This is a genomic window from Nocardia sp. NPDC102475 (assembly GCF_055584605.1).
This window is the reverse complement of sequence record NZ_JBVJLS010000019.1, coordinates 79,310-93,294: the sequence shown is the minus strand read 5'-3', so window position 1 is coordinate 93,294 and position 13,985 is coordinate 79,310. Positions and strand designations below refer to the sequence as shown.

Genomic DNA, 13,985 nt, shown 5'->3' with positions numbered 1-13,985 from the left:
GCGTCCGACCCAGTACAACCGAAGCGCTGACCGAGCTCGCAACGGTAGTTCTAGGGGCGCGACCGGAGCCGCGGTACGGCGATACAGTCGCCGAAGCATGGTGGCGCGCAAGAGTATTGCGGCCGCTCACAGTATCCGCACCGCGCGTCGTTCAGCAGTTCGGCGCGAATTCTCGAAAGAGGTGCTCCCTATGCGGAAATCCCTCACGCCGATTCTCGCCGCCTGCGCCGTCGCACTCGCCCCGATGCCGATGGCAACCGCTTCAGCAACCGTGCCACCACAGCCCGCGCCGGTGCGCACCGACACCGATCTGCTCCGGCAGCTGGTTCGGCTGCTCGACACCGGATCGGTCACCATCTGCCCCGGGCAGGCGATGGGCAGCTTCGGCTGCTCCTGCCCGCCGGGGATCTGCCTCTGACCGCCGGATCAGTCGGCGGAGGCGGCGACCGTCGCTTCCTCGCGATGCTTGCGCAGGTCGGCGATTTCGCGTTCGAAATCGCCGGCGGAGGTGAAGGAGCGGTATACCGATGCGAAACGCAGGTAGGCCACCTCGTCCAGATCGCGCAGCGGGCCGAGGATGGCCAGGCCGACCTCGTGGCTGGGCACCTCGGGCGACCCCTTGGCGCGCACCGCGTCCTCCACCTGCTGGGCCAGCAGGTTCAGGGCGTCTTCGGCGACCTCGCGGCCCTGGCAGGCGCGCCGAACACCGCGGATCACCTTCTCCCGGGAGAACGGTTCGGTGACGCCGCTGCGTTTGACCACGGATAGGATCGCGGTCTCGACGGTGGTGAATCGTCTCCCACACTGCGGGCAGGAACGCCGGCGGCGGATGGCCGCGCCTTCCTCGGCCTCACGCGAGTCGACGACCCGCGAGTCGGGGTGTCGGCAGTAGGGGCAATGCATCCGAGAGATCCTTCGTCGATGCGCGCGCCCGCGGCCGAATCGGCTCCGGTTCGCCAGTCCCGATCCGGCGAGCACGTGTACAGGGGTCTAGACCGATACGTCCATATCAGGTCCAGGATACCCGGGAGGGGTCACCAACCGTCTCACACGTCCCAACTACCCCGTCGACCGACGCTCAGCCGAGTTGCCACTGCGTGGTCAGATCGGCGATCAGATCCGGAATGCGCGCGATCATCCGTCCGTGCGCGAGCTTGCTCCAGAACGACTCACCGAGCACCACCTCGGCGAATGGCCGGTTGCTCTCCATATCGATGTGGCGCAGCACCAGATCGCCGGTGATGTAGGCCCAGCGGGTATCGCGGTCGGCCCAGTTGAAGCCCGGCAGCGGGGTGCGCAGTGAGACGGTGTGGCCTGCGATATCCGCGCTGACGGTGGCGGGCGCGAAAACACCGGGTGCGCGCACGCCGGGGACGGCGGGCTTGCCGGCCACCGTGCTCACATAGGTCATGACCCGGCCCATCGCGCCACGGCCCGCCGAGGTGGCATCCCATTGGTCGGCGATGACACGGTTCTGCTCACGATCGGTCATCCGGATGAGCGCGTCCACATATCCGTCGCGGGTATGCGAATCGATCGACTGCCAGGCGGTGCGGATATCGGCATCGATCACCCCGGCCGCATACATTTCGTCGATTCCGGCCATACCCAGTGCGGCATACGCCTCGTGCATCGGGACCAGATCGGTGAAGATGTGCTTCTGCATGATCATCAGTCGGGTCTGGTACCAGGCGACATCCTCGGCGCTCAACCGCGAGCCCTCGGTGGCGAGCAGCCGGATATCGGAGGGCAACTCGGCCACCAATTCCGGTGGAGTGCCGCGCAACAGGTCGGCGACCGTGTCCCCGAGTTGATGGATGCCCGGTACGTCGAGCACCAGCCCGACGTCGCTGAGGTCGAAGAACCCCGAGGCGAAGGAGCCGCCCGCGATTCCAGCAAGGCCCGCCCACCAGTACTCCTGATGCTGATTCGCCAGCCGGAAGTAGTTGACGTACACCTGGCTGAAGGTGCGCTGGTTGGCACGCACGCCGAGCGCCGGATCCCAGGCCGCGAGGTCGATATCGGCATTGCGGGTCGAGACCACCAGCCAATACTGGTGCAGCAGTGTGGCATAGCGGCTCGGCGCCACCCCGTCGGCCCTGGCCTGGTCGAGCGCCACACGCAACGTCGACTCGTCCAGTGGCAGTGCTGGATTCAGACCTCCGCCGCCTGCTCCGTCTCCGTTGAGCGCGGGTAAATCCAGGTACGCCTCGTATGCGGGTTCTGCCTGTGCGGCCGGAATCATGGTGAGCCCGAAGATAAGACAGGCCAGCAGCCCGGCGATCCGGGCGAGCAGACGGGCGGCGAGTGCAGCGGTGGAGCGATGCGTCATTGCGTGGTGTCCCGAAATCGTTCGTCGGCAAGAGTTGCCTAGGTCACGTTTTTAGGCACAGTAACAACATGTTCTAGTTTGCAATCGACAATTTCGGCCACGCTTCGTGGCGGATCGACCGGTCGCCATCCGCCGCACCGGCTTTCGACGAGCTACCGCGGCACACCGACTCCCACACCGTCCAGAACCGGCTGCTGCTCGACGACGGCGGGCACGGTCGTCGGGGTCTCGCCGCCGAAAGTTCCTGCGCGCCAATGCGCCAACCCGATCAAAGCCGTCACCGCCAGCGCGCTCAGCAGCGCGGACACCGCGAGCACCGCGAAACCGACCTGCGCCTGTTCGACCCGCTCCATCGGATGCGGTCCCCGCGCCTGACGTAGTGCGGGCGTTCGAACGGGACCGCGGTCGTACAGCACCACCGCACCGCCGGGCCGACTGTCGCGCGGACGCCGATCCGCCACGACGCGCGCGGACTCCAGGGCGCGCACGCCACCGCGATGCGGGAGCTGCACGCGCGGAACGGATTCGAAGCCGAGATCGACGTCGGCCTCGTCCTCGAGGTCGGTGCTCAGGGCGCTGATCGCTGTGCTCATCGGACAAACCTCCGTGAAGGGGTGTTGGTGGGTGCTCAGGTATGTCGCGAGACGATGGGGGTAGCTATTCGATCAAGTGTTCGAAAGATTTCTACCACGCCCCACCGACAAAGTCAGCAGAAAACGCCGACATGCCTCGAACAGATGTTTGATACATCGGCGGTACCGGACTAGATTCGTTAAACGAAATCAATGGACAGGCGACGAGAGCGACGGGCACGGAGGCGGCAGCTTGCGTAACCACGAAGGGCCCCGCGAACGGCGCAAGTTGAACACAGAAGGGCGGTTGCGGTGAGCCACACAGACGACACGGGCGACGAGAGCGGAGTCGGCACCGGCCCGTCCGGTACCGGGGCGGATCTCACCGTGCGTCAGCGCAGAGTCCTGGAGGTCATCCGCACCTCGGTGAGCGAGCGCGGCTACCCGCCGAGCATCCGCGAGATCGGCGATGCGGTCGGACTGACCTCCACCTCGTCGGTCGCCCATCAGCTGCGCACCCTCGAGCGCAAGGGCTATCTGCGCCGCGACCCGAATCGCCCACGCGCCGTTGACGTTCGCGGTCTCGACGAGGCGGTGCGCGCGGTGACCAGCCTGCCCACCACCGAGGATGCCGAGACCGGCAGGCCGGTCCCGACCTTCGTGCCCGTCCTGGGCCGGATCGCCGCCGGTGGCCCGATCCTGGCCGAGCAGGCGGTGGAGGATGTCTTCCCGCTGCCGCGCGAACTGGTCGGCGACGGATCGCTGTTCCTGCTCAAGGTCGTCGGTGAATCGATGATCGACGCCGCGATCTGCGATGGCGACTGGGTGGTCGTGCGCCAGCAGAACGTCGCCGATAACGGCGATATCGTGGCCGCGATGATCGAGGGTGAGGCGACGGTGAAGACGTTCAAGCGCACCGGCAAGGATGTCTGGCTCATGCCGCACAATCCGCTGTTCGAACCGATTCTGGGTAATGACGCGCAGATCCTCGGCAAGGTCGTCACGGTCATCCGCAAGATCTGACCCGAGTTCAGCGCGGAAGCATAGGTTTCCAGAAGTCGGCTCGGTGGTCGGTGGCGTAAGAGTCGATGAGCCGGTTTCCGCTGGGCCGGAAGGACATGACCAGCGGTGCGGCCGGGTCATAGGCCGGGATCGGTTCGAGACCGGCCGGATCCGGGTCGGCTTCGATGGTGAATCGGGTCCAGTACCTTCGCATTTCGGCGGCGAGGCGCTGTTGGTCCGGCGTCTGGACGGCGCCGTAGAGCCAGCCGAGGTCACGCAGGCTCCACAGCGACGCCAATTCGCTGGCGTGATACGCGCCCAGCGGGAAGGTATTCGGTGGGCCGAGCGGCGCCGGGTCGTCGAAGGAGTAGGTGTAGGTGGGCGTGCGCGGGCTGAGCCCGTCGTATTCGACAACCAGCATGGCGAGAATGCGATCGGTCCAGGCGCGCGACAGTGCGAGCGCGGGCTGCGGGTAGGCGGCGACCGGATAAGTCTGTTCGACGCGGTCGAGTTGCTCCGGCGTCAGGTCGGGCATGGCGGCGGCCAGTGCGTCGCGGTATCCGGCGGCGGTCAGCGGCCTGCCAAGGGGCACACCGTATTTCATGTACACCCACAGCGACATCTCGTCATTGTTCGCACCGACGAGCGTGGGCACATCGGCGAAGGCGCCGTTGCGCACGGCCGCCTGTGGCCCGGACGGCAGGAACCGGCCCCCGAACACCGTTGCGGTGATGGGATCGTTCACCAGCGTATCGACCGGCAGTGCGCGCAGGCACGCCGCGGTCTCGGGTCCGGCGCACCCGAGACGTGCGGCGTACGCGTCACCATCGGCCACCGCCGTCGCGGTGGGCACACCCGGACTGCACGGTCCGCTCTCCATGATCGCGGCACGGAACAGCCCACGCGAGCTCGGCGCGACCATCTGAGTGCATACCGACGTCGCACCGGCCGACTCGCCCGCCAGCGTCACGCGCTCCGGATCACCGCCGAATGCCGCGATATTGCGCTGCACCCAGCGCAATGCTGCCTGCTGATCCAGATAGCCGTAATTACCGGGGCCGGAACCGTCGTCGAGCGCCGAGGCGGCGAGGTAGCCGAGCGTGCCGAGCCGGTAATTGATCGTGACCACGATCAGGTCGCCGTCACCGTGCGCGATCAGCGGCTCGGCCCCGTAGATATCGCCGGAGCCGGTGACGAAACTGCCGCCGTGGATCCAGACCAGCACCGGTAGACCACCGCCGTCGGCGGGCAGGTTGTGCGGCGTCGAAACATTCAGATACAGACAGTCTTCCGACTTCGTCGGGTTCGCAGCGAATACCCCGTAGAAGTCGTTTTCCTGCGGGCAGCTCGGCCCGGCCACCGTGGCATCCCGAATACCGGGCCAAGGTGCGGCCGGAGCAGGGGGCCGCCACCGCGATTCACCGACCGGGGGGTCCGCATAGGGAATGCCCTCGAACAGTCGATGCTCCGGGGCCACGAGGCCGCGCAACTCACCGGTCTCGACGGTGACGAGATCGGCGGCGACCGGCTCGGCGGGCGCCGGTCCGGCCACACCGATCAGCACGATGACGGCCGTGAGGATGGCGAACCAACCCGGATCCGTGCCGCGAAACCAGCCTCCCGTTGTCACCCAACGATGCTTGCGCACGCGCCCACGCTAACTACCTGCACCGCCGCCGCGGGCGGCAATTCCGAAAGTGACCCTTGCCACACGCGGTACGTGAGCGTACCGTGCTGTTGGTACATAGATGTACCACGCTGGGAGGTGCCGCATGACCACGGTGAAATTGCCCGACGGGCCGACGAGTCCGGCCTTCTTACAGGCCATCGAGGTGATGGCGAGCCGCACCCGCGCATGGCGCAGATTGCACCAGCGGTACGGCTCGGCATTCACGGTCTACCTACCGCGCTTCGGGCGGATCGTGGTGCTGTCCGAGCCGGCCGAGGTGAAGGCGCTGTTCACCGCGAGCTCCGATGTGGCCGATAACGTCGACGTCAATCTCGGGCAGTTCCTCGGTCCCGGCTCGCTGTTCTCGCTGCGCGGCGCCGAACATCGTAAGCAGCGAAAATTGCTCACTCCGCCGTTCCACGGTCGTCGTCTCGCGGTGTACGAGACGCTGATCGAGGAGGAGACGGTGCGCGAGTTGGCCACCTGGCCGCAGGGCCGGGAGTTCGCGACGATGGACTCGATGATGCGGATCACCCTGAATGTGATCCTGCGCGCCGTATTCGGCGCCGAGGGCAAGGAATTCGACGAACTGCGCGAACTGCTGCCCAAACTGGTGCTGGTCGGATCGGCGCTCGCGGCACTGCCGGTCCCGCAAAAGTTCTTGGGCCGGTACGGTCCATGGGCCCGCTTCGCCGCACACCGCCACAACTACGACGAGATCGTCGGCAGGCTCATCGACCGCGCCGCCGCCGATGAGCACCTCGCCGACCGCGACGATGTGCTGGCGATGATGCTGCAGGCCCGCTACGACGACGGTACCGCGATGACCCGCAGCGAGATCGCCGACGAACTGCTCACCCTGCTCACGGCCGGCCACGAGACCACGGCGACCACCCTGTCGTGGACCGTCGAGCGGCTGCGCAGACATCCGGAAGTGTTGCGGCGCTTGGTCGCCGAGGTCGACGACGGAGGTTCGGCACTGCGCGAGGCCACCCTGCTGGAGGTGCAGCGGGTGCGTCCGGTCATCGACTCGACGGTCCGCAATATCCGCGCGGAGTCGATGCAGCTGGGTCGGTGGACGCTGCCCAAGGGGCAGAATGTGCTGGTCAGCATTCGGCTCATGCACGACAACGAGGAACTGTTCCCGAAGGCCCGCGCCTTCGATCCGGATCGTTTCGTCGGAGTCCGGCCGGGCACCTTCAGCTGGATTCCGTTCGGCGGCGGCGCTCGGCGCTGCATCGGTGCGGCCTTCGCCACCATGGAAATGAATGTCGTATTGCGCACGCTGCTACGAGATTTCACGCTCGAGCCGACCGCCGCGCCGGATGAGCGCACGCACTTCCGTGGTGTCGCGCTGGTGCCCGCCGAGAAGGGCCGCGCCGTGGTGTACCGCCGCGCGCCCCGGCCCAGCACGGCCGAGGCCAGGGCCGAACAGGTGACGGCATGAGTGAGCAATTCGCCGATGTGGGCCACGGCGTCGCCCTCGCCTACGAGCGCCTCGGTGAGGGCGGAACTCCGCTGCTGCTGGTCGCCGGACTCGGTCAGCAACTGCACGACTGGCCCGACGGTCTCTGTGAACTGCTCGTCGCGCGCGGCTACGACGTCATCCGCTTCGACAATCGCGATGTCGGCAAGTCGACGCACTTCGGCTTCCCGCCACCTGGCCCGCTCGATTTCCTGCGAAAGCGTTGGCACACAGCGCAATACGACCTCTCTGATATGGCCGCCGACACGGTTGGCCTGCTCGACGCGCTGGAGCTGAGCTCCGCGCATGTGGTCGGGATGTCGCTCGGCGGGATGATCGCACAGACGGTCGCCGCCCGCTATCCGGCCCGGGTCGCCTCGCTGACCTCGATCATGTCGACCACGGGCGCGGCGCGGGTCGGGCGTCCGGCCCTGTCGACCTGGCGGCTGTTGTTCGCCCGACCGGCCCGCACCCGGACCGAACACATCGACCGCTCGGTGCGCATGTACCGCCACATCTGCTCGCACGGCTATCCGTTCGACGAGCAGGCGGTGCGTGCCGCCGCGGGGGCGACCTGGGACCGCGATCCCCATCCGGCACCGGGCGTCGGCCGTCAACTCGCAGGCATCCTCAAATCCGGTGACCGCACCGCGGAACTCGCCGCCGTCGTCGCCCCGACGCTGATCCTGCACGGTGACCGCGACCTGATGGTGAATCCGACCGGCGGCACCGTCACGGCGAGCGCCATCACGGGCGCGCGCCTGCACACCCTGCCCGGCATGGGCCACGACCTGCCCGTCGGCGTCCGGCCGACGCTCACCGACCTCATCGACACCCACATCCGCACCTCCAGGAGCACCGATGCCCCGCACCGCTAGGCCGCTGTCCGGCCGTCCCGCCATGATCACCGGCGCCGCCTCCGGCATCGGTCGCAGTCTCGCCCAATTGCTTTCGCGCCGTGGGTCGCCCGTGGCGATCGCCGATATCGACGAGGTCGGTTTGAAGCAGACGGCCGCCACCCTGACCGGTCCGGTGCTCATGCGCGTGCTCGACGTCCGCGATGCCGCCGACCAACTCGCCTTCGCCGCCGAGGTCGGGGATTGGCTGACCGAGCCGTTGGCTGCGGTATTCAACAATGCCGGTGTGGCGGTGAGCTCGTCGGTGCTGGACGCGGTTCCGGAAGACGATGAATGGCTGCGGCAGATCAACTTCGACGGCGTGGTCAATGGCACCCGCGCGTTTCTGCCCATCCTGGTCGAACAGGGCCAGGGCGTCATCGTGAATACCTCCAGCGTATTCGGACTGCTCGGTATGCCGAATCAAAGTGCCTACTGCGCGGCGAAATTCGCGGTGCGCGGCTTCACCGACTCACTGCGCCAGGAACTTCGGGGCACCGGCGTATCCGCTGTGAATGTGCACCCGGGTGGTATCACCACCAACATCGCGCGCAATGCCCGGGTGCGCAAGGATCCCGAGGGGCGCGGCCGTTCGCATGAGCAGATGGCGGCGGAGTTCGAGGCGGTCACGTTGACCTCACCGGATAAGGCGGCCGAAATCATCTGTCGCGGAGTCGAACGCGGGAAGTCCCGCATTCTGGTCGGGCCGGATGCCTACGTGTTCGACGCACTCGCACGCATCGCGCCGACTCACTACTACGACATATTCGCGGTGCTGGAACGGCAGCTGCGGGCTCGCGCCAAGGCGGGAGTGACGGTATGAGTGAGCATTTCGATGTGCTGATCGTCGGTGCCGGTCTCTCCGGCATCGGCGCGGCACACCACCTGCAGACTGCCTTCCCGAAGCGCACCTACGCAATTCTGGAGGCACGCACGGCAATCGGCGGCACCTGGGATCTGTTCCGCTATCCGGGGGTGCGTTCGGATTCCGATATGCACACCCTCGGGTATCGTTTCCGACCGTGGACGCAGGCCGCGGCCATCGCCGACGGACCGTCGATCCTCGACTACATCCGTGATACCGCGTCCGAAGCCGGTATCGACCGCCGAATCCGGTTCGGGCACAAGGTCATCGGCGCATCCTGGTCGACCGAAGCGGCGCAGTGGACGGTGACGGCCGAACACGACGGCACCACCTCGACATACACCTGCGGCTTCCTGTACGTGTGCAGCGGCTACTACCGCTACGACCACGGCTACACCCCCGAGTTCGCCGGAATCGAGGATTTCCGTGGGCAGCTCGTACATCCGCAGCAGTGGCCCGCCGACCTGGACTATGCGGGTAAGCGAGTCGTCGTGATCGGCAGCGGGGCCACCGCGGTGACCCTGGTTCCGGCCATGGCCGAGGCGGCGGCGCAGGTGACCATGCTGCAGCGCTCCCCCACCTACATCATGTCCGTGCCCACCGAGGACGCGGTGGCGATCCGCCTGCGCGAACGGCTCGGCCCCCGCCGGGCCTACACGATCACCCGCTGGAAGAACGTGCTGATCGGCACGCTCATCTACCAACTCAGCCAGCGTCGTCCTCGCATGATGCGCAACTTCATCCGCAAGCAGACGGCCGCGCTACTGCCGACCGGATACGAGGTGGACGTCCACTTCAAACCGACCTACAACCCGTGGGATCAACGGCTCTGCCTGGTGCCGGACGGGGATCTTTTCCAGGCGATCCGGGCCGGGCGCGCCGCCGTGGTCACCGACCGCATCGAGAAGTTCACCGGCGAGGGCCTGCGCCTGGCCTCGGGCGCCGACCTTCCCGCCGATATCGTGGTGACGGCCACCGGTTTGCAATTGCTCGCCTTCGGCGGGATCGAATTCAGCGTCGACGGTCGGGCCATCCCACTGCCCGACACCATGGCCTACAAGGGGATGATGCTGAGTGGTGTCCCGAACTTCGCCTTCACCATCGGCTACACCAATGCGTCCTGGACGTTGAAGGCGGATCTGGTGGGTGAATTCGTGTGCCGGTTGCTGCGGCATATGGACGACAACGGCTATGACCAGTGCACACCGTGGCCGGATCCGAGTATCGCCCCGGAGCCCCTGCTGAACTTCCAGTCGGGCTATGTCCAGCGTTCCATCGACCACTTTCCCAGTGCCGGATCGCGTCGGCCGTGGCGATTGGGTATGAACTACGCCCACGACGTGCTCGCACTGCGCCACGGGCGGATCGAGGACGGCACCATCCGGTTCGCGAGCCGGGCCGCCGCACCCGGCCGTATTCCGGTGCGTGTGAGGTCATGATCGCCGTGGCGGTGGGGCGAACTAACCTGATTCTTGTGACCCGTGCCGAGCCCGCCACCAGTATCGCCACCGAGGGCACGCCGGAATCCGCATTCCGGCGTCGGCTCCTCGATGCGATGGCCGAGGCCGTGCGCGATCGTGGTTATCGCGAAACGACCGTGGCCGATGTGGTCCGCAACGCGCGCACGTCCCGTCGTACCTTCTACGAACATTTCGACAGCAAACAGGACTGTTTCATCGCGCTGCTCGCCGAGCGCAACAACGACACGATCCAGCAGATCTACGATGCCGTCGATCCGGCCGCGCCCTGGCGCACCCAGGTCCGGCAGGCCATCGAGGCCTGGATCCGCGCATCCGATCAGGACACGTCGATCACCCTCGCCTGGATTCGGGACATCCCCGCGCTCGGCGACGCCGCCCGCCAGGTTCAGCACGACGCGGGCGAGGCCTTCATCAATCTGATCCAAAGCCTCACCGCCACACCGGGATTCGAGGCTCCAGGACTGCATCCGCCGACGCGTCAGATGGCGACCATCCTCTACGGCGGTTATCGCGAACTCATCGCCTCCACAGTCGAGGCGGGCAAGGACATCCGTGACATCATCGACGTCGCGGTCGATACGGCCATCGCCCTGGTCGGCCCGCGCTACGAGCCGCCGGGCTAGTCCTTGACGGCCGTGAACTGCGCCAGCGCGCCGTTGCACACCAGCTCGACCTCGCGCAGGCCCGCCGCGGCGATCCAGCCCGACAGCTCGGCCGCGGTTCCGGACGGACCGAATACGCCCATCGTGCGCATCACCCGCATGTGCAAGTCGAAGCGTGGCCGGACCCCGCGCACCACACAACTGCCGACCAGCCGTCCACCCGGCGCGAGCACCCGGGCGAGCGAGGCGACCGCAGCGGCCGGATCCGGCATACAGTGCAGGCCCGCGAAACTCACCACCAGATCGAATTCGCCGGTGGCGAAGGGCAGGTCGACCACATCCGCGCGTACATAGTCGATATCGGACAGCCCGGCGCGCTCGGCCGTGCGACGCGCCGCCGCCAACTGGTCATCGGAAATGTCCGCGGCCACATAGCGGAGCTTGCGATCGGGCGCGAGTCGACGCAGGGTCACGCCACCGCCGACCGGCAGATCAAGCACCGCGGCACCCTCCGGCAGTTGATCGACGACATCCATCGCCGCATACATCCGGCGGGTGTCGCAGCCCCACATCACATGTCCGGCGGGCCGGGCCACCTGTGGATGGTCGAGCACGAAGTCGTAGACCGGAGCCCCGAGATTTCCCCAGACTCGGCTCTGCCACACTTCACGAACGTCGGGCACTGTCGTCTCCTCTTCGCGCGCTGGGAATCAAGGCTAGGCCGGAGGTCATCGGCGCGCCAAAGCTTTCGCCGATACGCTCTGCTTCGTCAGCGCGGCAGGTATCAGAAATCCATGACCCGCCCTGGTCGTCGCGACGCCGCAAGACGATACGCATGCATTACCATCGGCTAGCTGTGCGTGCGGAAATCGAGATGGTCGCGCTGCCCGAGGGGCGGGTGACGCTGTCGGATCGGCGGACCCAGCGGAGTTGGGCGGTCGAGGTGGCGGAGTTTCGGCTCGCGGCGTTTTCGATTACCCAGTCGCAGTATGAGCAGGTCACCGGTGGTGTGCCGAGTGCGGCTCAGGGCGATCGGCTGCCGGTCGAGGGAGTTTCGTGGTTCGATGCGATCCGGTTCTGCAATAGCTTGTCATCGGGGGCGGGTTTGCCGCCCGCGTATCGCGTGCACGACGACGAGGTCGAGTGGGACGCCGACAGCGACGGGTACCGGCTGCCGACCGAGGCCGAGTGGGAATATGCGTGCCGGGCGGGCACTTCGGGGCCGCGATATGGCGAACTCGACCAAATCGCCTGGTATCGAGGGAATTCCGGCGAGCACGTGCACCGGGTAGGCGGCAAGCTGCCCAACGCCTGGGGCTTGTACGACATGCTCGGCAATGTATGGGATTGGTGCTGGGACATTTACGACGCCGAAGTGTACGACTCGTATCGGGTGCTGCGCGGCGGCGGCTGGTCCGACGAGAAGTGGAGTTGCCGGGCCTCGGTGCGACGGCGCAGCCATCCGACCTACCGGATCGACGATGTCGGATTCCGGGTCGCGCGTTCGATATTCGCCTGATCCGGCACCTTATCGCCTGCCGCTCGAGAACTTCGGCAGCTTGCGCCTGCCACGCCCGTCGAGCGCGCGCATCAATCCTGCCACCACGCGCAAACGCCCACGCGAGGCCGGATACCACATCAGCTCACGCTTCATCGCCGGTACGCGCGGCACCGTAATCGCTTGCTGGCGACAGTATTTCCGGATTCCGGCGGCCCCGCCCCACCGCGCGCCGATCCCGGAATCCTTCCACCCGCCCATCGGCAGCGCGAAGCTGAACAGATTCGCGAAAGCGTCGTTGATATTGACCGCACCGGCCTCCAGCCGCCGCGCCACCCGCTCGCCGCGCTTGCGGTCTCTTGTCCAGACCGTGGCCGAGAGCCCGTAGACCGAATCATTGGCCAGGCGCACCGCCTCGTCCTCGTCGGCGACCTTCAGCACCGGAATGGTCGGGCCGAATGTCTCCTCGCTGATGCACGCCATCGAATGGTCCACATCCACCAGCACGGTCGGTTCGAAGAAGGTGCCGACCCCGGTCGCTTTGCCACCGGTGGTGATCCGCGCGCCCGCGGCCACCGCCTGCTCGACATGGCGTGCCACGATATCGCGCTGCGCCTCGGTCGCCATCGCGCCGATATCGAAAGCGAACCCGCGCCCGTCGTGTCCCTGCCGCAGCTTGCGCACCTGTTCGGTCAGGCTGGTCACGAACTCGTCGTAGACCGGCGCCTCGACATACACCCGCTCGATCGAGATACAGACCTGACCGGAATTGAACAGTCCGCCATAGGCGATGCCCGCCGCGGCCCGCTCGATATCGGCATCCGCCAGGACGATCGCCGGATCCTTGCCGCCGAGTTCCAGGCTGTACGGAGTCAGGCTCGCCCCGCAGGCGGCGGCGATCGCCCTGCCGGTCTTGGTGGATCCGGTGAACTGGACATAATCGACCGCCTCGACAACCGCGCGTCCGGTATCTCCGCGCCCGGTCGACACCGCGAAGACCGGCGGCGCACCGATCTCTGCCCACCCGCGCGCCAGCGCGACCGCACTCAACGGCGTGACCTCCGACGGCTTGACCAGCACCGCGGCACCGGCCATCAGCGCGGGCAGCGCATCGAAGCACACATTGAGCAGCGGAAAGTTCCACGGCGTGATGATCCCGACCACCGGATGCGGCCGATAGGTCTTGACCAGCCGCTTGGTCCGGCCGAGTGGGCTGTGCGGAGCCGGATGCTCGTCGAGCAGGAATTTCGCGGCATTGCGCGCCCAGTATTTGATCAGATTGACCGCAGCGGGCACCTCGATCTCCGCGTCGTAGCGGGTCTTACCGGTTTCGGACTGGACCACATCGGTGAGCTCGTCGGAATTATCGAGCAGCCAATCCTGCAGCCGAAACAGCCATTCGGCGCGCTCATCCGGACCGATCGCCTCCCATTCCGGCTGGAACAGGCGCAATTCGCGCACCGTCGCGGCCACCGCCGCACTCGATTCGTCGGGCACCCGGCCGGTGACGCTGCCGTCGGCGGGATTGTGTACCTCGATCTCGACCTGCTGTTCCGCCGTACTCATCCGGCTCACCTCCTGTGCTGTGCCCCACCCTCCAGCG

General features: G+C 66.8%; 14 protein-coding genes. 8 read left to right on the top strand and 6 right to left on the bottom strand.

Annotated features, from left to right (window positions below; all coding sequences use genetic code 11):
* Positions 1-190: 190 nt before the first annotated feature.
* The gene (locus tag ACZ60G_RS30405) at positions 191-418 is read left to right on the top strand and encodes a hypothetical protein (RefSeq protein WP_465814332.1); all 228 of its coding nucleotides are present in this window, start codon (positions 191-193) and stop codon (positions 416-418) included.
* 8 nt (positions 419-426) lie between these two features.
* Here ACZ60G_RS30405 and nrdR read toward each other — a convergent pair whose 3' ends face one another.
* The 3 genes from nrdR to ACZ60G_RS30390 all read right to left on the bottom strand — a co-directional run bounded on the left by nrdR (position 427) and on the right by ACZ60G_RS30390 (position 2,925).
* The gene (gene nrdR / locus ACZ60G_RS30400) at positions 427-903 is read right to left on the bottom strand and encodes a transcriptional regulator NrdR (protein ID WP_465814330.1); all 477 of its coding nucleotides are present in this window, start codon (positions 901-903) and stop codon (positions 427-429) included.
* 175 nt (positions 904-1,078) lie between these two features.
* On the bottom strand, positions 1,079-2,332 hold the full coding sequence (locus ACZ60G_RS30395; protein ID WP_465814328.1) for a hypothetical protein: 1,254 nt from the start codon (positions 2,330-2,332) through the stop codon (positions 1,079-1,081).
* 152 nt (positions 2,333-2,484) lie between these two features.
* Positions 2,485-2,925: a hypothetical protein gene (locus ACZ60G_RS30390; RefSeq protein WP_465814326.1), complete on the bottom strand. Its 441-nt coding sequence runs from the start codon at positions 2,923-2,925 to the stop codon at positions 2,485-2,487.
* 291 nt (positions 2,926-3,216) lie between these two features.
* On the opposite strand from ACZ60G_RS30390, the gene lexA reads away from it, so the two are divergent.
* Complete coding sequence (gene lexA, locus ACZ60G_RS30385) at positions 3,217-3,927, top strand: transcriptional repressor LexA (RefSeq protein WP_465814324.1); 711 nt, start codon at positions 3,217-3,219, stop codon at positions 3,925-3,927.
* A 7-nt stretch (positions 3,928-3,934) separates the two neighbouring features.
* On the opposite strand, the gene ACZ60G_RS30380 is transcribed toward lexA, so the two are convergent.
* Positions 3,935-5,554: a carboxylesterase/lipase family protein gene (locus ACZ60G_RS30380; protein WP_465814322.1), complete on the bottom strand. Its 1,620-nt coding sequence runs from the start codon at positions 5,552-5,554 to the stop codon at positions 3,935-3,937.
* Between the two features lie 124 nt (positions 5,555-5,678).
* Between ACZ60G_RS30380 and ACZ60G_RS30375 the strand changes: the two genes are divergently transcribed.
* The 5 genes from ACZ60G_RS30375 to ACZ60G_RS30355 are packed head-to-tail and all read left to right on the top strand — an operon-like array spanning position 5,679 to position 10,905.
* A complete protein-coding gene (locus ACZ60G_RS30375) occupies positions 5,679-7,022 on the top strand; it encodes a cytochrome P450 (protein WP_465814320.1) in 1,344 nt (447 codons plus the stop codon).
* Complete coding sequence (locus ACZ60G_RS30370; RefSeq protein ID WP_465814318.1) at positions 7,019-7,918, top strand: alpha/beta fold hydrolase; 900 nt, start codon at positions 7,019-7,021, stop codon at positions 7,916-7,918. Before ACZ60G_RS30375 ends, ACZ60G_RS30370 begins: the two co-directional genes overlap by 4 nt.
* A complete protein-coding gene (locus ACZ60G_RS30365) occupies positions 7,902-8,759 on the top strand; it encodes an SDR family NAD(P)-dependent oxidoreductase (RefSeq protein WP_465814316.1) in 858 nt (285 codons plus the stop codon). The genes ACZ60G_RS30370 and ACZ60G_RS30365 overlap by 17 nt, the downstream gene beginning before the upstream one ends.
* Positions 8,756-10,240, top strand: coding sequence for a flavin-containing monooxygenase (locus tag ACZ60G_RS30360; protein ID WP_465814314.1), 1,485 nt, complete (start codon positions 8,756-8,758; stop codon positions 10,238-10,240). Before ACZ60G_RS30365 ends, ACZ60G_RS30360 begins: the two co-directional genes overlap by 4 nt.
* A gap of 35 nt (positions 10,241-10,275) precedes the next feature.
* Positions 10,276-10,905, top strand: a complete 630-nt coding sequence (locus ACZ60G_RS30355; RefSeq protein ID WP_465814312.1) for a TetR/AcrR family transcriptional regulator — start codon at positions 10,276-10,278, stop codon at positions 10,903-10,905.
* Here the strand turns inward: ACZ60G_RS30355 and ACZ60G_RS30350 are convergent.
* Positions 10,902-11,567 carry a class I SAM-dependent methyltransferase gene (locus ACZ60G_RS30350; RefSeq protein ID WP_465814310.1) on the bottom strand — a complete coding sequence of 222 codons (666 nt, stop codon included), beginning with the start codon at positions 11,565-11,567 and terminating at the stop codon, positions 10,902-10,904. The genes ACZ60G_RS30355 and ACZ60G_RS30350 overlap by 4 nt on opposite strands.
* 191 nt (positions 11,568-11,758) lie before the next feature.
* On the opposite strand from ACZ60G_RS30350, the gene ACZ60G_RS30345 reads away from it, so the two are divergent.
* On the top strand, positions 11,759-12,403 hold the full coding sequence (locus tag ACZ60G_RS30345) for a formylglycine-generating enzyme family protein (protein WP_465814489.1): 645 nt from the start codon (positions 11,759-11,761) through the stop codon (positions 12,401-12,403).
* 9 nt (positions 12,404-12,412) lie between these two features.
* Here ACZ60G_RS30345 and ACZ60G_RS30340 read toward each other — a convergent pair whose 3' ends face one another.
* A complete protein-coding gene (locus ACZ60G_RS30340; protein ID WP_465814308.1) occupies positions 12,413-13,948 on the bottom strand; it encodes an aldehyde dehydrogenase family protein in 1,536 nt (511 codons plus the stop codon).
* Positions 13,949-13,985 lie beyond the last annotated feature (37 nt).